A 25039-nucleotide genomic window follows, 5' to 3' on the forward strand; every position below is an offset into this window, starting at 1 on the left:
CAGCTGAAAACCTAGTCTTCCTTTCCGCGTTCGATTTGAAAAGGGCAAGAGATACAAAAAATGTCGCATCTCTAAATTGCCCATGTGTCGCATCTGTATATCGCCGTTATAAGATTGAATGGCATAAGATAGGTTATGGAACTAGTAGCGGTGTCATAAAGTGAGATTTGATTTACCACAAGAGCACGAAACATCCGTGCCGACTGCGACCGATATATGAAGCGCTGTTTGCCAGCACCCCAAATCTCGCCCGGACATCGCATCACAGGTTAGTTTTCCACAGCGTGATGGCAATGATCAAAACTTAGGCGAATTATTTTCCTCTTGAGTAAGCCGTGGTGGTCGCGCGTTGCCCAAAAACACCAAATATGTGGGGTTTTCTTTTTATCATCAGATATGAAATGCTACGTTTCGCTTGCTAAATTAAACACCAGCGTACTGGTTTTTTGCGATCTAAATTAGCATTTAAGCTGGGAATAAAGTTGATTATTCAGCAAGTTGATAACTTCTCTTGCAAGAGAAAATCTTATCCATAAGATGCATGGCATTTCGAATATTACTCAGGAGGAGTTCTTCGTGTTCCGCAAAACCTTACTGACAGGCGTATGCCTCGCCGTGCTTATGGGTGCAGCTTCCGCTGAAGTTGTTCTGAACCGTGGCAATGACACCGATCCGGCAACGCTTGATCATCATCGAACGTCCTCGGTTTCTGAAAGTAATGTCCTGCGTGACCTTTATGACGGATTGACGATCCAGAATGCCAATGGGGAGGCTGTTCCGGGAGTTGCGAAATCATGGGATATTTCCGATGATGGTCTGGTTTACACCTTCCATCTTCGCGACGATGCAAAATGGTCAAATGGCGATCCAGTGACGGCTGAAGACTTCAACTTTGCTTTTCACCGTCTGATGGACCCTAAGACTGCTGCCGGCTATGCCAGCATGTTGTTCGTGATTAAAAATGCTGAAGATGTTGCCAGCGGCAAAAAGCCCGGCGATGAACTTGGTGTTGAAGCGGTTGATGATCATACGCTGAAGGTGACACTGAACTCCCCTGCTCCATATTTCCTTGAGCTTCTGACGCATCAAACGAGCTTTCCGCTCCATAAGAAGAGCGTTGAAGAGAATGGCGACAAGTTTACGACAGCGGGCAAGATGGTGACAAATGGCGCTTATCAGCTGATCAGCTTCACGCCGAATGACAAGATCGTCATGAAGAAGAACCCGAATTACTACGAAGCGGATCAGGTCAAGATCGACACCATCAACTGGATTCCGTTCGAAGATCGCGCCAGCTGCATGCGCCGTTTTGAGGCCAAGGAAGTTCAGGTCTGCTCGGACGTTCCAGCCGAACAAATGGATTATGTGAAGAAGAACCTCGCCAGCGAATTCCGTATGGCACCTTATCTCGGCGTTTATTATCTGCCTGTCAAAGGCAAGACCGCCGACAGCAAGCTGAAAGACCCACGCGTTCGTCAGGCTATTTCCATGGCAATTGACCGTGACTTCATTGCTGATCAGGTTTGGCAAGGCACTATGCTTCCGGGCTATTCGCTGGTTCCTCCGGGTATCAACCATTACGTCAAGGATGCGCCGAAGCTCGACTATTCCGACGACATGCTGGATCGTGAAGACAAGGCAAAAGAGCTTTTGAAAGAAGCAGGCGTTGAGCCGAATACGCTTTCGATTGAATTGCTCTACAACACGTCGGAAAATAATAAAAATACGATGGCAGCAATTGCTGACCAGCTCAGCAATATCGGCATCAAGGCATCGTTGAACGAAACAGAAGGCGCAACTTACTTCAACTTCCTGCGTGAAGATGGCCCGTTCGATATTGCCCGTGCCGGCTGGATCGGTGACTATAACGACCCGCAGAATTTCCTCTATATTGCTCAGAGCGATGTCAGCTTCAATTATTCCAAGGTGAAAAACCCGGAATATGATGCGAAGATGGCTGAAGCGGCCAAGATTCTTGACCTTGATGCACGCGCAAAGGTGCTGGCTGAAGCCGAGCAGCTCAAGCTCGACGATATGAGCAATATTCCAATCCTTTATTATTCTTCCCGCGCGCTCGTTTCTGACAAGCTCGACGGCTGGAACGATAATCTTATGGACAGCCACAAGACCCGCTGGCTCTCGTTCAAACAATAAATTTTCAGTTTGGGCTGCGCCTTCGGGCGCGGCCTTCTTTTTCTTTCGACCTGGGAGGGTCGGAGGGCCCCTCTTTTCATGGGGCAGATATTTTTAAAGCTTTATGGGAGTTTTCGATGGTTCGCGGAATTTTATTGGCAGGCGTTTGCCTGATTTCGCTCGGCAGCGCCGCGTCTGCTGCAATTGTGCTTAACCGTGGCAATGATATGGATCCTTCGACTTTGGATCAGCAACTCATAACAACAGTTCAGGAAAATCGTGTTTTAATAGATCTTTATGAGGGTTTGGTCGCGCAGGACAGCAATGGCAGAGCAATACCCGGTGCCGCAACATCATGGGAAATTTCGCCCGATGGCCTCACCTACACGTTTCATATGCGTGAAAATGCCAAATGGTCAAACGGCGATCCCGTAACGGCAGGTGATTTTGAGTTTTCTTTTCGCCGTCTGATGGACCCCAAAACGGCTGCAGGCTATGCCAGCATCTTTTATTCAATCAAGAACGCCGAGCAAGTTGCTACCGGTCATGCCGATGTCGATCAGCTCGGCGTGAAAGCGCTAGATGACAAAACGCTCCAGATCACGCTGAACGCCCCTACTCCGTATTTTATTCAATTGCTGACGCATAACACCGCATTGCCGGTCAATCCAAAAGCCGTAAAGGAATTTGGAGCAAAGTTTAGCCAGCCGGGCCATATGATCAGCAATGGCGCTTATCAGCTTGTCAGCTTCAATCCCAACGACAAGATCGTCATGAAGAAAAATCCCTATTATTGGGACGCCGACCATGTTCAGATCGATCAGGTAAACTGGATGCCGTTTCAGGATCGCTCCAGTTGCATGCGTCGTTTCGAGGCAAAAGAAGTCGATATCTGCTCTGATGTTGCCGCCGAGCAAATGGATTATGTGAAAGCCAATTTTGGTACCGCTTTCCGTCAGGCCCCCTTGCTTGGCATCTATTATATCGACATCAAAGGTGAGCCTTCCAGCAAGTTGCGCGATCCGCGCGTCAGGCAAGCTATTGGCATGACGATTGACCGCGATTTTCTGGCACAGGAAGTGTGGCGCGGAACAATGCTGCCAGCTCACTCAATGGTGCCTCCTGGCATCAACAATTACGTCAAAAATGGGCCGCAACTCAGTTACGCGAAAACGGACATCCTTGATCGGGAAGACGAGGCAAAAAAACTGCTTGAAGAAGCGGGTGTCACGCCGGGAAGCCTATCGGTAGTGCTAAAATATAGCACATCGGAAAACCATAAGAACACCATGGCGGCCATTGCCGACATGCTCAAGGATATCGGCATCAGCGCTACGCTTGATGAGGCCGATAGTACGACTTATTTTAATTATCTTGAGCAGAAAGGCATGTTCGATATCGCGCGTGATGGCTGGATTGGTGACTACAACGATCCAAACTCGTTCCTCTCACTCTTCACGACCGACAGTTTCTTCAATTATGCGCAATGGTCGAACAAGGACTATGACGCGCTAATGAAGAAATCGGCGATCACAACAGATTTAGGCGAGCGAGCCAAAATCCTTGCCGATGCGGAGAATATTTTGCTTCAGCAAGGGGCTTCTATTCCTCTGCTTTATTATTCATCTACGGCGTTGGTTGCCGACAAAGTCAAAGGCTACGACAACAACCTGATCAATTCGCATGCCACACGCTGGCTATCGATAAAAGGCTAAATAAAAACAACGCCCTTAATGGGATTTGCCGGGCTGCACGCGTGGCTCGGCAAAGAAGGGAAAATAAAAATGCTGGGCTACACGCTCCGACGATTGGGTAGTGCAATACCAACTATCTTTATCATCGTCACACTGACTTTCTTTCTTATCCGGCTTGCGCCGGGCGGCCCGTTCGATCTTGAACGCCCGATTGATCCCTTGATCCTCGAAAACCTCAAAAAAGCCTATAATATGGATGCGCCGCTCTGGCAGCAGTACCTTATTTATCTTGGCAATCTTGTGCAGGGGGATTTGGGCCCGAGCTTCACGCGACGTGACTTTACCGTGAATGACCTGTTTGCGTCTGGTCTTCCAGTATCGGTCATGCTTGGTTCGCTCGGTCTCATTCTGGCTGCCATTCTTGGCACCTTTCTGGGCACGATGGCAGCACTGAGACAGAACTCAAGCATTGACTATTTCGTTGTGGCATTAGCCACTTTCGGTATTACAACGCCTAATTTCGTCGTTGCCCCTCTTCTAAGCCTGCTTTTTGGTGTTATTCTTGGATGGGTTCCGGCTGGTGGCTGGTCGTCGGCCAATGTCCTCTATTGGATATTGCCGGTTCTGACATTGGCGCTGCCGCAGGTTGGCGTTATTGCTCGTCTTGTACGCGGTGCAACCATTGAGGCGTTGCGCGCCAATCACGTCCGTACAGCACGTGCTTATGGCCTTCCGGCACGTGTGGTGGTTGGTGTCCATGCTTTGCGTGCGGCCATGTTGCCCGCTGTATCTTATCTTGGGCCGACGGCTGCCGGTTTGCTCACCGGCTCTGTTGTGGTCGAAACCATTTTCGGCATTCCCGGCATTGGACGTTATTTTGTGCAAGGCGCTCTGAGCCGCGATTATACCCTCGTCATGGGCACGGTTGTCGTCATCTCGATTTTTGTTGTGGTGTTCAACCTGATCGTCGATCTTCTTTATGCATGGCTTGATCCGAGGGTACGCTATGACTGATTTTACAGCAGCAGTAGAAACCGAAAAACTCGGCTCTATCCAAGGCCGTTCACTCTGGCAGGATGCATGGCTTCGTCTTCGCAAGAACAAAGCGGCGGTTACGAGCGCCGTCGTGCTGATCGTTCTTGCACTTGTAGGCATCTTCGGACCGATGGTCAGCCCACATCCCTATGATAAAATTTACCCGCAATTTGTGCGTGTGGCTCCAAGTCTTGAAGCCTATCCGCGCGCGGATACAATTATGCCCGGACTGGAGCGCGAACTTGCGCGTGCAAGGCTTCAGCCTACCGGTGAACCGGAACTGACCGGCAACAGTGTCGTTGTCGATTTCACAGCGCAGCGCCCAACTGATGAGCGTGTACTGCGTTATTTCCAACGCTCCGATCTGTTCAGCAATCCGAAGATTGAACTTGCAAGCGATGGTCTTTCGGGCAAGCTGACGCTCAATGTGGCGCGCAATTATTTTGTGCTCGGGACGGATAATCTTGGCCGCGATTTGATGACGCGCATTTTTATTGGTGTGCGTATTTCGCTTGCCATTGGCCTGCTCGCTTCGGCAATGGCGCTGGTGCTTGGCGTCGGTTATGGTGCGATTTCGGGGTATCTCGGTGGTCGTATCGATAATGTCATGATGCGGCTTGTCGACATTCTCTATTCGCTTCCATTCATTTTCTTCGTGATATTGCTGCTTGTCTTCTTTGGGCGATCGATCTTCATCATCTTTATCGCTATTGGCGCGACAGAGTGGCTGGATATGGCGCGTATCGTGCGTGGGCAAACGCTTAGTCTCAAGCGGCAGGAGTTTGTGCAGGCAGCCGAAGCTTTGGGCGCAACACGGCGCGGCATCATTACGCGTCACATCATTCCCAATGCGCTCGGTCCGGTGATCGTCTTTGTTACATTGCTTGTTCCAAAGGCTATTCTGCTTGAAAGCCTACTCTCGTTCCTTGGATTGGGTGTGCAAGATCCCCTCACCTCGCTCGGGCTTCTTATCTCGGAAGGTGCTCAGAACATGCGCGGCGCAAGCTGGCTTCTTATCTGGCCTGCCCTAACCCTCACCATCATACTGTTTGCGCTGAACTTCCTTGGCGACGGCCTGCGCGACAGCCTTGACCCGAAGGATCGCTGAGATGACAAAAGAAACTATTCTGAGCGTTCGCGATCTGCGTGTAACCTTCGATACACATGATGGCCCGGTCGATGCCGTGCGCGGCATCAATCTTGATGTTAAAGCTGGCGAAACAATCGCAATCGTCGGTGAATCCGGTTCCGGCAAGAGCCAGACCACCATGGCGATGATGGGGCTTCTGGCTCAGAACGGCAGAGCGAGCGGACAGGCGCTTTATCGCGGTCAGGACCTGATCGGAATGTCCCATCGCGCGCTTAACAAAATTCGTGGTGCGAAGATTACCATGATCTTTCAGGAGCCGATGACCTCGCTCGATCCACTGTATCGGATCGGCGATCAGCTGGCAGAGCCACTGCGTTATCACGGCGGTATGAGCAAAAAGCAGGCACGCCCACGCATCCTTGAACTGTTGAAACTGGTCGGTATTCCCGAACCGGAACGCCGTATCGACAGCTATCCCTATGAGCTTTCTGGTGGCCAGCGCCAGCGTGTTATGATCGCCATGGCGCTTGCCAATGAGCCGGATATCCTCATTGCAGATGAGCCGACAACGGCATTGGATGTTACCATTCAAGCGCAGATTCTTGATCTGTTGGCCGACTTGCAGAAGCGTCTTGGTATGGCGGTGGTGTTTATCACGCATGATCTGGGCATCGTTCGCCGCTTTGCCGACCGTGTTTATGTGATGCGGTCTGGCGAAGTGGTGGAAACCAAACCGACCGAGCAGCTTTTCGCAGAGCCGGAGCATCCTTACACCAAGATGCTTCTTGATGCAGAACCAGAAGGCGAAAAACAGTCGCCCCCTGCTGAAGCACCCGTCTTGATCCGTGCCGACAATGTGAAGGTAAACTTCCTTATCAATAAGCCATGGATTGGGGCGCCCATCTATATGACCGCAGTGAACGATGTTTCGCTGACATTGAAGGAAGGGCAGACCATCGGCATCGTGGGTGAATCCGGTTCTGGTAAATCCACGCTTGGACGCGCGATCCTGCGCCTTCTCGGCTCCGAGGGGCGGATTGCCTATCTTGGCAAGGAGCTGCCGACCGACCCGCAAGCCATGCGACCAAAGCGGCGCGAGTTGCAACTGGTGTTTCAGGATCCGTTCGGTTCGTTAAGTCCTCGCATGACTGTGGGTCGGATCATCACCGAAGGACTTCTGATCCACGAACCAAACCTTTCCGCCAAAGAACGCGACCGCCGTGCACAGGAAGCGCTTCGTGAAGTTGGCATGGACCCTATCATGCGCAATCGCTACCCGCACGAGTTCTCTGGTGGCCAGCGCCAGCGTATCGCCATTGCACGCACAATGATCCTGAAGCCAAAGGTGATCGTGCTTGATGAGCCGACAAGTGCACTGGATCGTTCTGTCCAAAAGCAGATTGTGACGCTCCTGCGTGATCTGCAGAAGGAACACGGCCTTTCCTATCTCTTCATCAGCCATGACATGGCAGTGGTCCGCGCAGTGTCGGATTATGTAATCGTGATGAAGAACGGAAAGATTGTCGAACAGGGCGATACAGAACAGGTTTTCGATAATCCGCATGAGGATTATACGAAGGCTCTTATGGCTGCTGCATTGAGCGAAGAGCGCTTTGGAACAAGCAATTAAAACAATAAAAACGGGGCCTTGTCCCCGTTTTCTTATAAAGTGATATAAATCTAAAATACCAAAGACCGATGGGCGGAAACGCCAGCCGAAACACCATCCGCAACGGACCATGCAACACTATGTGCGCCCCTTGATATGTCGCCAGCGGCATAGATACCCTGAATGCTTGTCGCTTTCATCTCATCAGTTTTGATGGCTTTTCCAAGCGGCATATCTTCCAATGTGCAGCCGAATTGCTCAGCGAGCGGGCTGTTTAGGCGATTGGATGGTCCAATGAATAATGCGTCAGCTTGCAGCAGGCGACCGTCAGCAAGTTCGATCTCGGAGATGGACGTTCCCTCACCTCTTATGCCTGCAACTGGTTTTGCTTCAATAGTGACGCCGCGCTTTTCTAGTTCTGCCAAAGTTGCAGCATCAGGCTCTTCACCGCCATTCAGATAGAATGTGGTCGGTCCCCATTCGGAGATAAGCATGGCTTGATGAGACGACATTGGCGATAGGTTCAACACGCCGAGTTTTTTGCCGCTGAACTCGTAGCCATGGCAATAGGGGCAATGAATAACCGATTTGCCCCAACGTTCAGCCAACCCCGTTAAATCTGGCAAAACGTCAGAAATGCCGAAGGCGAAGATCAGTCTGCGCCCACTGACGACTTCGCCTGTATCCAGTTCAATCGAGAAGTCATCAATCTGCCCGGTTCCGTTTACAGCTTTCCCCTCCGTTACTCTTACAGCCGGATGGGCTTTAACCTGCTCTTTTGCCGTTTCGAGCATCGCTGCCGGGCTGCTTCCATCCTGAGCGAAGAAACCATGTGAATGTTCGGCAAAGCGGTTGCGTGGCTTGCCTGCATCGATCACGTGAACCGAGCGTCTGCCGCGCGCCACATAGGTTGCCGCCGAAAGTCCGGCAAAGCTGCCACCGATAATAATCACATCATGATGCGTCATGGGCTGTCTCCAAGTCGAAAGTTGCGCCGCGTTCAATCGCGCGCTGATGAAAATCTGCGCTCAACATGGCGAGTGTCACTTCGCCAAAACGTTTCAATAAAAGCTCTTCTGCATCGTTGAACGCCTTGTTGAGCGAAGCGTTGACGGCCTGCTCGACGAGGCAACCCGGCATTTCCGTGCGATTGCTTATCGCAAGCAGCGATGGTTTGCCGATGGCGTTGTAAACGTCATGCAGCGTGACTTTGCTAAGATCGCAAGCGATCTCCCATCCACCACCATGACCTTTTTCGGAGCGCACGTAACCCTGCTCTCGCAGACCGCTCATGACCCGACGAACGACAACGGGATTGGTGCCCATCGCTTTTGCGAGGACTTCGGAGGTCACGGGCTTATTATACTCAGCCATGTGAAGGAGAACGTGGAGGACGCCCGAAAGTTTGCTATCTTTTTTCATGTAACTTTATATGTTACGAGTCTTCAGCTCTGTCAAGAGAGGCTATAATCTGAAAGCAGTTTTCGGGACATTCTTGTGCGGCTTTGTGTTAGAATGGCCTTATGATTGATCTGTTTTCCCAGCTCGAAGCTCGAGAAAAGCTTGCCGACGGTGCCGTTCTTTTGCGGGGATTTGCGCGCGCAAACGAAGCCAAGATTCTCAACGCCATGCAAGATGTTGAGAATGATGCGTCTTTTCGGAATATGACAACGCCCGGCGGTTTTCGCATGTCGGTCGCTATGACAAATTGTGGTGCTTTTGGCTGGGTGACAGACCGCAAGGGATATCGTTACAGCGCCACTGATCCTGAAACAGAAAAGCCGTGGCCTTCTATGCCGGAGGCATTTCGTGATCTAGCAGAACGCGCGTCAGCAGAAGCCGGTTATTTTGATTTTTCACCCGATGCCTGTCTCATCAATCGTTATGAACCCGGTGCAAAAATGTCTTTGCATCAGGATAAGGACGAGAAGGATTTCACCAATCCGATTGTTTCTGTATCACTCGGATTGCCCGCGACGTTTCAATTCGGCGGATTGCAGCGCAGTGATCCGGTGCGCAAATTCGTGCTGCACCATGGCGATGTGGTCGTTTGGGGCGGACCATCAAGGCTCTTCTATCATGGTATCCTGCCATTGAAGGATGGCGAGCATCCGCAACTGGGTCGAAACCGCTTCAATCTTACATTCAGAAAAGCTAAATAGCTCCAATTAGATGCTGGGAGTTTTCAACTCCCTAGGGCCAAGCAAAGATTTAATACACAAAATAAACTCTACAAAGCTTATAAAAAACAAAGGCAAATCGAAATTATTTAATAAAGTAATTTATAAAAAAGATGCCCGGATTTCTGGTTTGAAATCCGGGCACTTTTGCATCAGTTGAGCGCTTTATCCCGTGTTTCCACATTGATAAAGAAAGCAATGATACCGGCTAGAGCCAGCAGGCCTGCGAACATTGCGACAGCAATGTTAAAGCTTTGGCTGATGACCAGAGCAAGAGCCGAAGGTGCGAGCAAGCCACCAAGACGCGCCATGGCACCCGCCGCTCCCATACCGCTTGCGCGCAAGGCCGTTGGATAAAGCTCTGGAGTAAACGCGTAGAGCGCGCCCCAAGTGCCGAGCAGTGCAAAGCTCATGATCAGAAGTGACGCGCCGATCAGAACCGAATTGCCTGCAACTGTGAAGAGCACACAGGCCGCAGCGCTGATGAACAGGAAGGTGATGAGTGTCTTGCGCCGCCCCCAAGCTTCCACGCCATAAGCTGCGAGCGCATAACCCGGCAACTGCGCGAGAGCGATGATAACCAGAAAGCCGTAACCGCGCACGAAACCAAAGCCGTCGCCAGCCAGTTTGGCCGGTATCCATGCGAAGACGCCATAATAGGATACAGAAACCAGAAACCATATCGCCAAGGTTGAGAGAGTGCGCTGGCGCAGATTTGGCGAAAGGAGCTTTTCATCTGTGACCAAAAGTGGCGCATCAAGCACCACTTTCGGGGACAGTTCCGGTTTGCCGTTCTTGCGCAGTACACGATTCATCACGGTTTTCGCTTCTTTGGCTTGGCCCATCTTGAGCAGATGCATTGGCGATTCTGGCACCCAAAAACGCAGCCAGATACCAATGAGAGCAGGAGCAGCCGTAACCACAAAAATGTAACGCCACGCATCGGCGACACCAGCAAGGCTCGCAGCCCATGCAGCCAGAGCAATGATGACCGTGCCAACAGCCCAAAAGCCTTCAAGCATAACCAGCCAGCGTCCACGATTTTTAGAGGGCAGAAATTCTGCCATCATCGCGTAATCGACGGGCAATGTGCCACCAACCGCAACGCCTGTGAGAAAGCGAAGGCCGAGCAGAATGGCAAAATTCGGAGAGAACGCCGACAACAGACCAAAGACAGCATCGCAGCCAACCGTTATGAGCAACACACGACGGCGACCGTATTTGTCGGCCAGTCTGCCAAAAACTGCGGCACCAATCAGCATACCTAAGAAGAAGAGTGTGCCCGTCTGTAATGCTTGCGGAACGGTGAGCCCGAACGTCATGGCAATTGATGCCGCCGTAAAGCCAACGGCAAGCACCTGCATGGCATCGGCTGCCCAGACCAAACCAAAAACGCCCAAGAGATTACGCTGAAAAGGGCCGGTTCCAGCCTGATCGAGCGTTTGTTCGATAGTAATTTTCATGCCGCTTAGATCCCCTTGTCCGGCCGAAATTTCATAACGCTGCTTTTGCTGCGCCTCAGAACAACGCAAGTCAATGATGAATTCACGAATAGCACGGTACTTTTGCTTAAATTGAGCATAAGTATGTTTTAGTGTGGTTTTGATGCCACTGCTGGAAAGTGCTCAATAGGTGTTTCGCAAGTCATTCAAAGTGTCTATGACCGATTCAAAACAAGGTAGGATATCAAAATGAAGCAGACAGCACGTGACTTTGGTATCATTTGCGGAAACATGCCAACCGGTGCAAAAAATGCGATTACTGATGTGCCGGGCGTGCTGGTGGGGCATCACACTTTATGCGAAGGTGATATTCATACGGGCGTCACCGCTATTGTGCCGCATGATGGTAACCTTTATCGGCGCAAGGTGCTGGCCGCGTGCGATGTCATCAATGGCTTTGGCAAAAGCATCGGATTGATGCAGGTCGGCGAGCTAGGCAATCTCGAAACGCCAATTCTTCTGACCAATACGTTCGGTGTCGGCACTTGTGCCAATATGTTGATCCGACACGCTATCGCGAACAATCCAGATATTGGCCGGACCACGGCAACGGTGAATCCTGTTGTGCTTGAGTGTAATGATGGGCCTTTAAGCGATATTCAAGCGATGGCAATTACCGAGCATCACGCTTTAATGGCGCTTGAGAGCGCGGGGGCAGATGCTGAACAAGGCAATGTTGGCGCGGGCACCGGTATGACCTGCTTTGGCTTTAAAGGCGGTATCGGCAGCGCCTCGCGACGGATTAGACTTGATGACACTGAATTCCATCTTGGCATTCTGGCATTAACCAATTTTGGCCGTGCCGGCGACCTGATACTGCCTGACGGTCGGATGCCTTCGCCCAAAACCAAACCACAACCCGAAAAAGGGTCGGTTATCCTGATATTGGCAACCAACGTTCCATTAGAGCATCGTCAGCTCCAACGCGTTGTGAAACGTTGTGGTGCAGGCCTCGCGCGGCTTGGAGCATTCTGGGGCAACGGCAGTGGCGATATTGCACTTGGCTTCTCAACGGCTGTTACATTCGACCACGATGAGCCAAATGACCTCATTGCGTTCAGCGCCCTTAACGAAAACCGGATTGATGTGCTGTTTCGCGCAGCAGCAGAAGCCGCACAGGAATCAGTTCTGAACTCCATGTGTGCTGCGGAAGCATTTATTGGCCGAGGCGGTAAAAGCCGCCCATCGCTGGCCGACTGGCTAAGATTCACTGAGTCTTGATGAAAAACGCCCGGCATGGCCCGGGCGCGTATGTTAGCAACTGGTAAATATGACAGGAATAGCTGCAATTTATAACATTTAAGTTTAAACTTAATCCATATGTCGCTGATAAATAAGTGTTTTATACGGATAAAACTATAACTTTAAAACACTGACACCTTCAATTCAGCCTGAGAAAATTGTCGATTTTGAGCAAATTATGAAGGGGGTTGTTAACCTTCATTTTTTATTACTAAGGCTCATTCGGGCGACATATCTATGGTTCAGGTATCATGCGTAATTTAAGAGAAAATTTTCCCCAGACTGAAGGCAATCGTGCAGAGTCCGCTCCTGAGCAGAAGCCGCAGCGCGACCCGTTGGGAGCGCATTCGCCAAACTCCGACAGCACTTGGAAATCGTATTTTTCACTTGGTGAAAATGTACGCTTTACACGCACACCTGAGATTGATCTGGTTCGACGTCGCGGCGAAGATCTCCCAGACATTCATGGTCGCGCTAAAGCTGCGGTCGTCGAAGCTGCTCCAGCACCTGTAGAGATTGCGAAAGTTGCTGAAGCTCAGCCCATGGCTGTTGCAGCCCTTCAGCAGTCTGTTTCGCAAAATATGGTTCGCACGCCCGTAGCACCCGTACCACCTATGCTGGCGACTGCCCCCGCAGAAATTATCGCACAGCCTGTGGCATCCGCACCTGTTGATAACGCCCCCGAAATCGCAACCGAACCTGCTGGCGATGTGACGGCAGCGATCTTGGCATTTGCAAATCTGTCAGATTTTGCCTTTTGGGAAAGCTTTGACTTTGACTCTGCACCTGTTCAGCCTGTTTCAGTCGTTACAGAAGTTGCAGCGCCAAAACGTGTAGCGCCGACTGTAGAATCGATCATCGCACAGTTTCGCACTGTTGAATGGAACAAGGCAAAACCACAGGAAGCGCCTGCTGCTGTCGTAGAACAGCCTGCTCCTGTTGCCGAAGCTGTTCAGCCGGTTCAGGTCGCTCCAGCGCCACAGCCCGTTGCCGCCCCCGTTTCAGAAGTGAAAGTTGAGGCGCCCGTGGTTGTAGAAGAAGCTGCACCGCAGGCAACTGTTGAAGCCGCCGCTGATATCGCTGGCGAAGAAGTTGAAGTCGAAACCGTTCCTATCGTTGCTGAAGCAACGGAGCATGTCGTTGAAGACGTTGCAGCACCTGCGCCTGTTGCAGAAGCGCCCAAGCTCGAAACCCCTGTGAAGGCGCCCCCTCCGGTCGCTCTTTATCAGCCGCAGCCCCTCCCCCGCACGGAAACTATCGTCATGCATGGCGACTATGAATTTCCGCCGCGTGATCTGTTACAGGAGCCACCTTCGCTGGATGGCAATGTCATCACGCAGGAAATGCTTGAGCGCAGCGCTGGCCTTCTCGAAAGCGTGCTGGAAGACTTTGGCGTACGCGGTGAAATCATCCATGTTCGCCCCGGCCCAGTCGTCACCCTTTATGAATTTGAACCGGCTCCCGGCGTTAAGTCGTCACGTGTGATTGGCCTTGCTGATGATATTGCCCGCTCCATGTCGGCACTCTCTGCGCGCGTTGCCGTGGTTCCGGGTCGCAATGTCATTGGCATCGAATTGCCAAATGCCAACCGCGAAACCGTCTATCTGCGTGAAATGATCGACTCGCGCACGTTCGAATCCTCGAACTATCGCCTGCCGCTTTGCCTTGGCAAAGGCATCGGTGGTGAGCCGATCATCGCGGAACTTGCAAAGATGCCTCATCTGCTCGTTGCCGGCACCACCGGTTCGGGTAAGTCTGTTGCTATCAATACGATGATCCTGTCGCTGCTCTACCGCTTCAAGCCGGAAGAATGCCGCCTGATCATGGTTGATCCGAAGATGTTGGAACTCTCCATCTATGATGGCATTCCGCACTTGCTGACGCCGGTTGTGACCGATCCGAAGAAGGCGGTTGTTGCCTTGAAGTGGGCCGTGCGCGAAATGGAAGACCGCTATCGCAAGATGGCACGTCTGGGCGTTCGCAACATCGAAGGCTTCAATCAGCGTGCAGCGTCTGCCAAGGGCAAGGGCGAAACCGTGATGTGCACGGTGCAGTCCGGCTTTGACAAGGAAACCGGCGAGCCTACTTATGTTCAGGAAGAACTCGACCTGACGCCAATGCCATATATCGTCGTGATTATCGACGAAATGGCCGACCTGATGATGGTTGCCGGCAAGGACATCGAAGGTGCTGTGCAGCGTCTTGCACAGATGGCGCGCGCCGCTGGTATCCACCTTATCATGGCAACGCAGCGTCCATCGGTCGACGTTATCACGGGTACGATCAAGGCCAACTTCCCGACCCGTATCTCGTTCCAGGTTACCTCGAAGATCGACAGCCGCACCATTCTCGGCGAAATGGGGGCCGAACAGCTTCTTGGTCAGGGCGACATGCTGCACATGGCTGGTGGTGGCCGTATCGTCCGCGTCCATGGCCCATTCGTGTCAGATGAAGAAGTCGAAAAGGTCGTTAATCATCTCAAAGAACAGGGACGCCCGGATTATCTGGCGACTGTGACGGAAGATGAAGAAGACGAAGATGCCGTACAGGACACAGCAGTCTTCGACGCTTCGGCCATGGGCTCGGAAGACGGCGATGATGTTTATGAGCAGGCTGTGAAAGTCGTCATGCGCGACAAGAAGTGCTCGACTTCGTATATTCAGCGTCGCCTCGGCATTGGTTACAACCGCGCGGCCTCACTTGTCGAGCGCATGGAACAGGAAGGCCTTGTCGGCGCGGCTAACCATGTCGGCAAGCGTGAAATCCTGACCGGCAACCGCGACTGATAGAAAAAGTTCAAATCTTAAAAGCCGGGTCGCGCGAGCGATCCGGCTTTTTATATGATAGTCAACGGCTTACGCATGGTTGTATTTGGTGCTTGTCAAGCTCGCCAATAAGGTTAATACTTCGTTCATTCGCACATTCTTGATCAACGGTTGGGGTAGCTCCGAAAGTGGTTGGCCCGCCCAAAAACAGGGAGAATGATCGATGAGAAGCATTATTATTGGCCCCGCTGCAAAAGACAGGCCAGTGACACAGCAGATGTTACAAAATGCGCAAACACAGATGTCAAAGCCTTCCGAAGACAAGACACAAGTATGCAATATTTTGAGGTTATCGAAGGGCGGTTACTCGCATCGCAGACGCAAAGCCCATAAAAGCGCTTAAATTATTACTATACCCAGAACATAAGAGCGCCGTGTCCGGTCAGAGGGACACCGGCGCTATTTATTTATAGTTCAATCACATTCTTTTGCCCTTCTTACCCTTTATTGCGGCACGCATCTGGAGTATTTCAAACGCTGCTCCCCACCATCAGGATGTAACATGACAACGCCCGCCGAAGCTAACTCTACACCGCAAAAGAAGAAATCTCGTTTCTTCCTTGGCTTCATGGCTGTGATGGGGGTGCTGTTTTTTGCGCTGTTTCTCAGCCTCGGCATCTGGCAAGTGGAGCGCCTGCAGTGGAAGCTCGACCTGATTGCCCGTGTTGATGCGCGCGTTCATGCAGAACCGGTTGCTGCTCCAGGTAAGGACGACTGGGCCAATGTTAATCAGGCCGATGACGAATATCGGCATGTCACACTCACCGGCTCTTATCTCAATGACAAGGAAGTGCTGGTTCGTGCGCTGACCGAACGCGGTTCAGGATTTTGGGTGCTGACGCCGTTGCGTTCAGATGATGGTACACTGACCTTCATCAATCGTGGTTTCATTCCGGATGCCAAGCGCGATCCGTCTTCACGCGTTGAGACGCAGATCGCTGGCGAAACAACCGTGACCGGGCTTCTGCGTATGCCGGAGCCGGATGGCTTCTTCCTGCGTCCCAACGACCCTGCCCGCAACGAGTGGAATTCGCGCGATGTCAAAGCTTTCGCCGAAAAGGAGGGCTTGGGGACAGTCGCGCCATATTTCATAGATGCTGACGCCAAATCCAATCCTGGCAATGTACCAATTGGTGGGCTGACGGTTGTTACCTTCCGTAACAACCATCTGTCTTATGCAATCACATGGTTTGCGCTTGCAGCCATGATTGCCGGTGCCGCCATTTTCGTCTGGCGGCACGAGCGTAAACCAAAGAACTAAGCATGGAGGGCGTGGCCGAGTGCTTTCATGCTGGCCTCGGCAAAGCCTTCTCCAAGGGTCGGATGCGCATGGATCGTCCCTGCTATATCTTCAAGGCGTGCGCCTGTTTCAACAGCAAGCGCGAAGGCCGATGACAGCTCAGAAATCCCTACGCCAACAGCCTGAATGCCAAGTATCAGGTGGTTATCAGCGCGGGCGACAACCCGGATAAAGCCATCCTCGCGCTCGATAGTCATTGCGCGTCCGTTAGCCTGAAACGGGAAAATTCCGGTCTGGATATTATGCCCTGCCTTGCGCGCTTCATCAGGAGATAGGCCGACTGTTACGATCTCAGGATCAGTAAAACAGACTGCCGGGATGCAGCGCTTATCCCACGCCTGTTTGCCGCCCGCGATAATTTCAGCAACCATTTCACCCTGCGCAATCGCCCGATGTGCAAGCATGGGCTCGCCCGTTACATCGCCTATGGCATAAATACCGCGCATGGATGTGCGGCATTTATCATCAATGCGGATAAAGCGGCCGTCCATATCAAGCCGGATTTCGCTTAATCCCCAGCCATCGGTTTGTGGCTTGCGGCCAACCGTGACGAGAATTTTGTGAGCGGGGATCGAGTGTGTTTTGCCATCAGCCAACAACACATACAGCGCTTTTCCATCAGCGGATAAGCCTTTGGCAGACGTGTTCGTCAACACGTCTACACCGAGTGCTTTCAGCCGTGCCATGATCGGGCGTGTCAGTTCTGCATCATATTGCGGCAGGATGCGATCAGTAGCTTCAACGACGGTGACTTTTGCACCAAGCTTGGCAAAGGCCGTACCGATTTCGAGCCCGATATAACCACCGCCAACAATGGCAAGCTTTTCCGGTATTGGATCAAGTGAAAGCGCTTCCGTTGAAGAAATAACATTGCCGCCAAAAGGCAGAGACTGAATTTCAACCGGCACCGATCCTGTTGCGATCACGATGTTCTCGGCATGGATGGTCTGGCGACCCGTATCGGTATCGACCAGCACCGTTTTGCCATCCATAAAACGCGCCTGCCCCTGAAACATCCGGACATGGGAGCGTTTCAGAAGCCCTGCAACACCGCTGTTCAGGCGATTGACGATGCCATCTTTCCATTCAAGTGTCTTGGCAAAATCGATCTTCGGGCTTTCAGCGGTGATGCCAAGCGCGCCTTTAGACGCAAATGTCGTGAGACGATGAAACTCATCGGCCGCATGGATAACTGCTTTTGATGGTATGCAGCCGACATTGAGACAAGTACCACCCAGCCGCTTTTTCTCGACAAGTACAGTATCGATGCCGAGTTGCCCGGCACGGATACCGCAGACATAACCGCCGGGACCGCCACCGATGATCAAAAGTTTGCAGGAAATCTCACTCATCCGATCAGCCCTCTACAAAAATCATCGCAGGCGTTTCAAGCAGGCTTTTTAGCTTCTGCACGAAGACTGCCGCATCCCAGCCATCGATGACGCGATGGTCGAAGCTGCAGGAAAGGTTCATCATTTTGCGCGGCACAAATTGTGTGCCGTCCCACATCGGACGCACGGCAATCTTGTTGATGCCGACAATCGCCACTTCCGGCCGATTAATAATCGGCGTGGTTGCGATAGCGCCAAGTGGCCCCAATGATGTGATAGTTATGGTCGAGCCTGTCAGTTCTTCGCGCTTGGCTGTACCGTTGCGCGCTGCTTCCGTCACTCGGACAAGTTCCGAGGCGGCTGCAAATACAGACAGGCTTTCCGCATGACGCACCACCGGCACGATAAGACCGTTTGGCGTCTGTGTGGCAATACCCACATGCACACCGCCAAACTGGCGAATAATGTCTGATTCATCATCGAAATGTGCATTGAGTCCCGGCTGTTCTTTAACTGCCTTGACGATTGAACGGATAACGAATGGCAGCAGGGTCAGGCGCGGACGCCCTTCCTTTTTCTCGTTGTTAAGCCCCGTGCGAAGGTCTTCAAGCTGTGTCACATCCACTTCTTCAACGATAGTAATGTGCGGAATGTGGCGTTTTGCTTCGGCCATGCGCTCGGCAATTTTGCGCCGCAGACCGATGACTTTGATCTCGTTGATCGAGGTGTCTGCGACATAACCCGAGACAGCAGCTGCAGCACCGCTTTCAGTCTGAAAAAAGGCATCCAGATCTTCATGGGTGATACGGCCAGCGGGGCCACTGCCTTTGACACGTCGTAGATCAATGCCTGCATCACGTGCGCGCAACCGGACCGATGGTGTTGCCAGCGGTTTTTCACCTTCTGCGCGCACTGGCCCTGCTCCGGCGAAGGCCCGGCTTAAGCTTTCTTTTTTCTGTGCAGCAGGTTTAGGCGGAACGGGCGTCTGCAACAGGACAGGCGTTTCCACGCTGACGGGTTGCGGATCAGGTTCAGGTGCGTCCAATTGCTCCTCGCCGTTCCCACCTTCTATTTCGAGACGAACCAGTTCGGAGCCAACAGCAATTTTCTCGCCGATTTCACCATTTACCGCGATGACTTTACCGCTGCGCGAAGAAGGGATCTCGACTGTTGCCTTATCGGTCATCACAGCAGCCAGCAGATCATCCTCCCGGACAATGTCACCAACCTTTACATGCCATTCGACGAGTTCAGCCTCTGCAACGCCTTCGCCAACATCAGGAAGCTTGATTGCAAAATGAGCCATTTAAGCCTCCATGATTGAAACAAGTGCACGACCGACACGATCTGGCCCCGGAAAATAGGCCCATTCCTGCGCGTGTGGATATGGCGTATCCCACCCGGTCACGCGGATGATCGGTGCTTCGAGATGATAGAAGCATTCGCGCTGAACGAGTGCCACAAGTTCTGCGCCGTAACCACAGGTTAATGTTGCTTCATGAACGATCACGCAACGTCCGGTCTTCCTGACGGAAGCCATAATTGTTTCAGTATCAAGCGGGAGCAGCGTGCGCAGATCAATCACTTCGGCATCGACGCCAGTTTCCTCCGCCGCAGCCAGTGCCACATGAACCATCGTGCCGTAGGCCAAAACTGTCACACCGCTGCCTTCACGACGGATCGCGGCCTTGCCAAGCGGCACCGTATAATATCCCTCAGGCACTTCGCCCAATGCATGCTTTTTCCATGAAGTAACGGGCTTGTCGTGGTGGCCGTCAAAAGGTCCGTTATAAAGGCGCTTTGGCTCAAACATGATGACCGGATCGGGGTCTTCAATCGCGGCCAGCAACAGGCCCTTGGCATCCGCTGGCGTAGACGGCATAACGGTTTTGAGACCCGACACATGGGTGAAAAGCGCTTCGGGGCTTTGGCTGTGCGTCTGCCCACCATAAATGCCACCTCCTGAAGGCATGCGGATAACGATGGGACAGGTAAATTCTCCGGCAGAACGATAACGAAGGCGTGCGGCTTCCGAAACAATCTGGTCATAGGCAGGATAGACATAGTCTGCGAATTGCACTTCGATGCAGGGGCGCAAGCCGTAAGCCGCCATGCCAATCGCAGTGCCGACAATACCAAGCTCGCTGATTGGTGCATCGAAACAGCGTTCTTTGCCGTATTTCTTCTGCAACCCGGCAGTGCAGCGGAAAACACCGCCGAAATAGCCAACGTCTTCGCCAAACACGACCACTTTCTGGTCGCGCTCCATGGCAATATCGTGGGCGTTCTGGATCGCCTCAATCATCGTTAGCTTTGTCATGCGTTATTTCCTCCGCATTTCCGAACGGAAAACCATTTCACACTTTTCCTGGAAATGCTCAAAACCCTGCCTCCTGACGCTGGCGAATAAGATGCGGCGGTGTTTCAGCATAAACATCTTCAAACATATCGCGCATAGACGGCTTGCGACCATCATGAAGCGTGCCGATCGCCTCTGCTTCGCGCTGTGCGCTGACCACGAGATCGAGAATTTCCGCTTCTGCCTGCTTGTGCCGTTCGTCAGACCACACGCCGCGCTGGATAAGGTGGTTTTTGAGCCGCAGGACAGGATCACCCAGCGGCCATGCATCGCTTTCGGCTTTTGGACGATAAGCGGATGGATCGTCAGAGGTCGAATGTCCGCCAGCACGGTAGGTGACATATTCAATGATGGTCGGACCAAGATTTCGGCGTGCGCGCTCGGTGGCCCATTTCGCAACCGCATGAACGGCAAGATAGTCGTTTCCATCGACGCGAAGTGACGGGATTCCAAAGCCATGCCCTCGTGCAGCAAAAGTACCGGAACCACCGCGCGCAATGCCCTGAAACGTTGAGATTGCCCATTGGTTGTTGACGATATTCATCACCACCGGGGCTTTATAAGTCGACGCAAATACAAGGGCCGCATGGAAATCGCTTTCAGCCGTCGAGCCATCGCCAATCCATGCAGCGGCGATTTTTGTGTCATGGCTTATGGCGGACGCCATCGCCCAACCCACAGCTTGCGTATATTGCGTGGCAAGATTGCCAGAAATAGTAAAAAAGCCATGCTCTTTTGAAGAATACATGACAGGCAACTGGCGGCCCTTAAGCGGGTCCTGCTCATTGGAGAAAATCTGGTTCATCATGGTGACGAGCGGATAGTCGTCAGCGATGAGAAGCCCAGCCTGCCGATAAGTAGGGAAGTTCATGTCGCCCTTGCGCAACGCTTTGCGAAACGCGCAACTGACTGCCTCTTCACCCAGATGCTGCATATAGAACGAGGTTTTTCCCTGCCGCTGCGCCATCATCATGCGGGCATCATAAGCACGCAGGATCATCATGTGCCGAAGGCCATCGTTCAGCTCATCATCGCTCAGCGTGCCAGCCCAGGGGCCGACCGCCTCGCCTTCCCGGTTGAGCACGCGGATAATGCTGAAAGCCAAATCACGCATGGCTTCCGGCTTTTCGTCTATCTCCGGGCGCCTGACGCTTCCTGCACGCGGAATTTTGACGTGCGAGAAATCCGGCGCATCGCCGGGCCTCCATTCAGGTTCAGGGACATGCAGAGAAAGTACGACATCATCACTCATGCAGGTGTTCCTCGCAAACGTGCACAAAATGTCGAACGGGAGACTTTCGGTTTTGTTCCAGCTGCTGGACTTAGCAACAGCCTGAAGCCAGTCCTGATCGGATCGGCTTCATTTCCTCCCATACGACGTGAAGCCGGGTTCCTCCTCCGATTTCACGTGTGTAAGGGTGGATCGGGTTTAAGAATAAAGCAAGATTATTCTTTCAGGAAAGCGCCACGAAAAAATCCAATGCGTCAATTCTGACAGCTATGGCGACATAAGCGATCATTCGAAATAAGCTTATAGGATTGTTTTTGAATACAAATTATATGAAAAGAATGAACCGGCAGTACGTAATATTATTACTTCGAATTGACCGAAGAGTCAGTACCTGTTGGTACTATTTCGGGTTTAATGGATCCGTTTGAAATTATCAAACCGCTCCATGAGGCATTTTGTCCACAGGAGCAAGCTGTCTTGAATTATGCAAAGCGCGCGGTCCAGTACAAAAAAAGCGGCCCGTTTTGGGGCCGCTTTCAATTTTAATGATGCTTGGTGCCTTCACGCGCCAGTGCGGCGGTTGGGTCTCCAGCGAGGCGTTTGCGCGCCCTGTCGTCCATTAACTCATACCACATGGCATTGAGAACGGCGAAAGCGGCTGCGAGTGGAAGGCCCAAAAGCCATGAAAAATACCACATCTTGCTCTCCTTTCCTGATTGAATTCGTGCGGGCGGCACGCGCCCGCCAATGATTTAATAAGCGTGGTTGCTTTCGTCTTCGATATCGCGTTTTTCGACCTTGCCCCACAGCACTTTGTAAACCCATGACGTGTAGGCAAGGATCATCGGAAGGAAGATCAGCGTGACCACGAGCATGATGAACAGTGTCATATGGCTCGATGATGCATCCCATACTGTCAGACTCGACGTTGGATTGATCGAAGATGGCAGAATGAACGGGAACATTGAAACGCCGACAGATGAAATGATCCCAAAGATCGAGACTGCGCCAAACAGAATTGGAGCAAGTTCTCTTCCCATCCGCAGAGTCAGAAGCACAAGCAGCGGTCCGAGAATACCCAGTGCGGGAGCGATCAAAAGCACCGGATAGTTCATGTAATTATCGAACCACGCAGAATGGTCGAGTTCGACCACCTTACGCATCGGATTTGAAGGACCATCAGTGACAATTACACTGGTGATCTTATAGCCGGAAACCCACATCCAGCTGATAACACCCGCAAGCACATAAAGCACTGTGGTTATAATTGCTGCGATACTGCCATAAGAGCGAGCCCTTGCCTGAACAACTCCCGTCGTTTTGAGCACCAGCCATGAGGCACCATGCATGGTGAGCATCGAAACCGACAGCAGCCCGCAAAGAAGTGCGAATGGATTGAGCAGTCCGAAGAATGTTCCATCATAGAAAATCTGGAGATCACTGTTGAAGCGGAACGGAACCCCTTGCAACACATTGCCCACAGCAACGCCGAAAATAAGCGACGGCACGAATCCACCGATGAACAATGCCCAGTCCCAGCCGGTACGCCATGCCACGCTGTCGCGCTTGGAGCGGTATTTGAAGCCAACCGGACGCAGGATGAGAGCGAACAATATGGCAAACATCGCCAGATAAAAACCGGAGAATGACACCGCATAAAGTGGTGGCCATGCTGCAAAGATGGCACCGCCGCCAAGGATCAACCAAACCTGATTGCCTTCCCAGACCGGCCCAATCGTGTTGATGACGATACGACGCTCGATATCGGTTTTTCCGACAAATGGCAGCAAAGTGCCAACGCCAAGATCAAAACCATCCATCGCGGCAAATCCGATCAGCAGAACGCCGAGCAGCACCCACCAGATGACGCGTAATGTTTGATAGTCCAACAAATCGCTGAGTACCATGATCCTTACTCCACTGGTGCAATGCTTGCAGGAGCGAGCAATGCTTCTGGTTTGCTGTCAGGCTCCGGTCCGGCTTTGATTGCCCGCAGCATCAGGCCCATTTCGATGATGAACAGGACCGTGTAGATTGCAACAAAGCCAACAATCGTCATCAGAACCGTCGAAGCACCAAGATTGGAGACTGCAACTGCGGTCGGCAGAATACCTTCAATAATCCAAGGCTGACGACCGAACTCAGCAACAACCCAGCCCATCTCAGCTGCAAGCCAAGGCAGAGGGATCGCAAAGACCGCAACTTTAAGCAGGAACGGATAATGATCCAGCTTACGGCGCGCGGACAGCACAAAGAATGTTCCGGTCAGCAGGATCAGGAAGAAGCCGATACCGACCATGATGCGGAACGCCCAGAACAGCGGCAGCACGCCTGGTACTGTATCGTTTGCAGCCTGTGTGATCTGTGCATCAGTTGCCTGACGCGGATCATCCACATAGCGCTTCAGAAGGAGCGCATAGCCCATCCATTGACTGTTGTCAGCGAATGTATCCTTGACATCTTGTGGCACAGCACTGGTGTCCTGTGCAGCACGGATCTTTTGCAAAGCATCGTAAGCAAGAAGGCCTTTACGAATATTGCCTTCCGCATTTTCAACAAGCTGATCAATGCCCTCGATAGGCGTCGTGAGCGAGCGCGTACCAATCAGGCCCATAACCCATGGAATATGCACAGCATAGTGTGTTTCGCGCGTTTCCTGATCCGGGAAACCGAAGGCAGTAAACGATGCAGGTGCAGGCTCTGTTTCCCACATCGCTTCGATTGCTGCGATCTTCATTTTCTGGTGTTCATTTGTCAGGTAGCCGCTTTCGTCACCCAGAACCACCACAGAGAGAGAGGCTGCTAAACCAAAAGAAGCAGCGACCGTCATTGAACGCTTTGCGAGTTCAGTAGACCGACCTTTGAGCAGATACCAGGCCGAAACACCAAGCACAAAGATTGATGCGGTCACATAGCCAGCCGAAACCGTATGCACGAATTTCGCCTGCGCAACCGGGTTCATCAGAACCGCAAAGAAATCAGTGATTTCCATGCGCATGGTTTCGGGGTTGAAGGCTGAACCGACCGGATTTTGCATCCAGCCATTCGCAATCAAAATCCACAGTGCCGAAAAATTGGAACCGGCCGCAACAGCATAAGTTGCCATAAGATGGCCAACCTTTGACAGTCGATCCCAGCCGAAGAAGAACAGGCCTACAAAAGTCGCCTCAAGGAAGAAGGCCATCAGACCTTCAATCGCCAGCGGCGCTCCGAAAATATCGCCGACATAATGGCTGTAATAGCTCCAGTTCATGCCGAACTGAAACTCCATCACAATGCCGGTCGCAACGCCCATAACAAAATTGATACCAAACAGCGTACCCCAGAACTTGGTCATCTGCCGCCAGATGAGTCTTCCGGTCATGACATAGACGGTTTCCATGATGGCAAGCAGCACGGAAAGTCCTAATGTCAGTGGTACGAAGAGGAAGTGATAAAGTGCCGTGATTGCAAATTGCAATCGCGACAGGGAGACAATATCGAATTCCATCTCTTTAAGCCGGAACCC

The 25039-nt window shown here is 52.1% G+C and carries 20 protein-coding genes; 10 read left to right on the forward strand and 10 right to left on the reverse strand.

Features of this window, described 5'->3' with window-relative positions; translation table 11 throughout:
• The first annotated feature begins 576 nt into the window (after positions 1-576).
• The 5 genes from ABE527_RS08745 (at position 577) to ABE527_RS08765 (ending at position 7582) form a co-directional block, all read left to right on the forward strand.
• The gene (locus ABE527_RS08745) at positions 577-2154 is read left to right on the forward strand and encodes a peptide ABC transporter substrate-binding protein (RefSeq protein ID WP_499696682.1); all 1578 of its coding nucleotides are present in this window, start codon (positions 577-579) and stop codon (positions 2152-2154) included.
• A 116-nt stretch (positions 2155-2270) separates the two neighbouring features.
• On the forward strand, positions 2271-3848 hold the full coding sequence (locus ABE527_RS08750) for a peptide ABC transporter substrate-binding protein (RefSeq protein ID WP_499696683.1): 1578 nt from the start codon (positions 2271-2273) through the stop codon (positions 3846-3848).
• A 69-nt stretch (positions 3849-3917) separates the two neighbouring features.
• Positions 3918-4841 carry an ABC transporter permease subunit gene (locus ABE527_RS08755; protein WP_265984262.1) on the forward strand — a complete coding sequence of 308 codons (924 nt, stop codon included), beginning with the start codon at positions 3918-3920 and terminating at the stop codon, positions 4839-4841.
• The gene (locus tag ABE527_RS08760) at positions 4834-5970 is read left to right on the forward strand and encodes an ABC transporter permease (protein ID WP_265984260.1); all 1137 of its coding nucleotides are present in this window, start codon (positions 4834-4836) and stop codon (positions 5968-5970) included. Before ABE527_RS08755 ends, ABE527_RS08760 begins: the two co-directional genes overlap by 8 nt.
• 1 nt (position 5971) lies before the next feature.
• Positions 5972-7582 (forward strand): ABC transporter ATP-binding protein, encoded by a 1611-nt coding sequence (locus ABE527_RS08765; protein WP_499696684.1) that lies wholly within the window; start codon positions 5972-5974, stop codon positions 7580-7582.
• Between the two features lie 50 nt (positions 7583-7632).
• Here ABE527_RS08765 and ABE527_RS08770 read toward each other — a convergent pair whose 3' ends face one another.
• Both ABE527_RS08770 and ABE527_RS08775 read right to left on the reverse strand, forming a co-directional pair.
• Complete coding sequence (locus ABE527_RS08770; RefSeq protein WP_499696685.1) at positions 7633-8529, reverse strand: NAD(P)/FAD-dependent oxidoreductase; 897 nt, start codon at positions 8527-8529, stop codon at positions 7633-7635.
• Positions 8516-8983, reverse strand: a complete 468-nt coding sequence (locus tag ABE527_RS08775; RefSeq protein ID WP_265984256.1) for an Rrf2 family transcriptional regulator — start codon at positions 8981-8983, stop codon at positions 8516-8518. Before ABE527_RS08775 ends, ABE527_RS08770 begins: the two co-directional genes overlap by 14 nt.
• A gap of 101 nt (positions 8984-9084) precedes the next feature.
• On the opposite strand from ABE527_RS08775, the gene alkB reads away from it, so the two are divergent.
• Positions 9085-9723 (forward strand): DNA oxidative demethylase AlkB, encoded by a 639-nt coding sequence (gene alkB / locus ABE527_RS08780; RefSeq protein ID WP_499696686.1) that lies wholly within the window; start codon positions 9085-9087, stop codon positions 9721-9723.
• Between the two features lie 170 nt (positions 9724-9893).
• On the opposite strand, the gene ABE527_RS08785 is transcribed toward alkB, so the two are convergent.
• The gene (locus ABE527_RS08785; protein WP_499694253.1) at positions 9894-11204 is read right to left on the reverse strand and encodes an MFS transporter; all 1311 of its coding nucleotides are present in this window, start codon (positions 11202-11204) and stop codon (positions 9894-9896) included.
• Between the two features lie 228 nt (positions 11205-11432).
• Here ABE527_RS08785 and ABE527_RS08790 point away from each other — a divergent pair, with 228 nt between their 5' ends.
• The 4 genes from ABE527_RS08790 to ABE527_RS08805 all read left to right on the forward strand — a co-directional run bounded on the left by ABE527_RS08790 (position 11433) and on the right by ABE527_RS08805 (position 16571).
• Complete coding sequence (locus tag ABE527_RS08790) at positions 11433-12464, forward strand: DmpA family aminopeptidase (protein ID WP_499696687.1); 1032 nt, start codon at positions 11433-11435, stop codon at positions 12462-12464.
• 272 nt (positions 12465-12736) lie between these two features.
• Positions 12737-15271 carry a DNA translocase FtsK gene (locus tag ABE527_RS08795; RefSeq protein ID WP_499696688.1) on the forward strand — a complete coding sequence of 845 codons (2535 nt, stop codon included), beginning with the start codon at positions 12737-12739 and terminating at the stop codon, positions 15269-15271.
• A 202-nt stretch (positions 15272-15473) separates the two neighbouring features.
• On the forward strand, positions 15474-15653 hold the full coding sequence (locus tag ABE527_RS08800; protein ID WP_265984251.1) for a hypothetical protein: 180 nt from the start codon (positions 15474-15476) through the stop codon (positions 15651-15653).
• 159 nt (positions 15654-15812) lie between these two features.
• The gene (locus tag ABE527_RS08805) at positions 15813-16571 is read left to right on the forward strand and encodes an SURF1 family protein (RefSeq protein ID WP_265984250.1); all 759 of its coding nucleotides are present in this window, start codon (positions 15813-15815) and stop codon (positions 16569-16571) included.
• Here ABE527_RS08805 and lpdA read toward each other — a convergent pair.
• From lpdA to ABE527_RS08840, 7 genes are all read right to left on the reverse strand, one after another.
• Positions 16568-17962 (reverse strand): dihydrolipoyl dehydrogenase, encoded by a 1395-nt coding sequence (lpdA, locus tag ABE527_RS08810; RefSeq protein WP_499696689.1) that lies wholly within the window; start codon positions 17960-17962, stop codon positions 16568-16570. The genes ABE527_RS08805 and lpdA overlap by 4 nt on opposite strands.
• A 4-nt stretch (positions 17963-17966) precedes the next feature.
• On the reverse strand, positions 17967-19247 hold the full coding sequence (locus ABE527_RS08815; protein ID WP_499696690.1) for a dihydrolipoamide acetyltransferase family protein: 1281 nt from the start codon (positions 19245-19247) through the stop codon (positions 17967-17969).
• The gene (locus ABE527_RS08820) at positions 19248-20261 is read right to left on the reverse strand and encodes an alpha-ketoacid dehydrogenase subunit beta (protein WP_499696691.1); all 1014 of its coding nucleotides are present in this window, start codon (positions 20259-20261) and stop codon (positions 19248-19250) included.
• Between the two features lie 58 nt (positions 20262-20319).
• Positions 20320-21552 (reverse strand): 3-methyl-2-oxobutanoate dehydrogenase (2-methylpropanoyl-transferring) subunit alpha, encoded by a 1233-nt coding sequence (locus tag ABE527_RS08825; protein WP_499696692.1) that lies wholly within the window; start codon positions 21550-21552, stop codon positions 20320-20322.
• Between the two features lie 521 nt (positions 21553-22073).
• Positions 22074-22229 (reverse strand): cytochrome bd-I oxidase subunit CydX, encoded by a 156-nt coding sequence (gene cydX / locus ABE527_RS08830; RefSeq protein ID WP_265984245.1) that lies wholly within the window; start codon positions 22227-22229, stop codon positions 22074-22076.
• A gap of 54 nt (positions 22230-22283) precedes the next feature.
• A complete protein-coding gene (cydB, locus tag ABE527_RS08835) occupies positions 22284-23438 on the reverse strand; it encodes a cytochrome d ubiquinol oxidase subunit II (RefSeq protein WP_499696693.1) in 1155 nt (384 codons plus the stop codon).
• A 5-nt stretch (positions 23439-23443) separates the two neighbouring features.
• On the reverse strand, positions 23444-25021 hold the full coding sequence (locus tag ABE527_RS08840) for a cytochrome ubiquinol oxidase subunit I (RefSeq protein WP_499696694.1): 1578 nt from the start codon (positions 25019-25021) through the stop codon (positions 23444-23446).
• Positions 25022-25039 lie beyond the last annotated feature (18 nt).

The organism is Brucella sp. TWI432 (genome assembly GCF_039674445.1).
Taxonomy (GTDB): domain Bacteria; phylum Pseudomonadota; class Alphaproteobacteria; order Rhizobiales; family Rhizobiaceae; genus Brucella; species Brucella chromiisoli.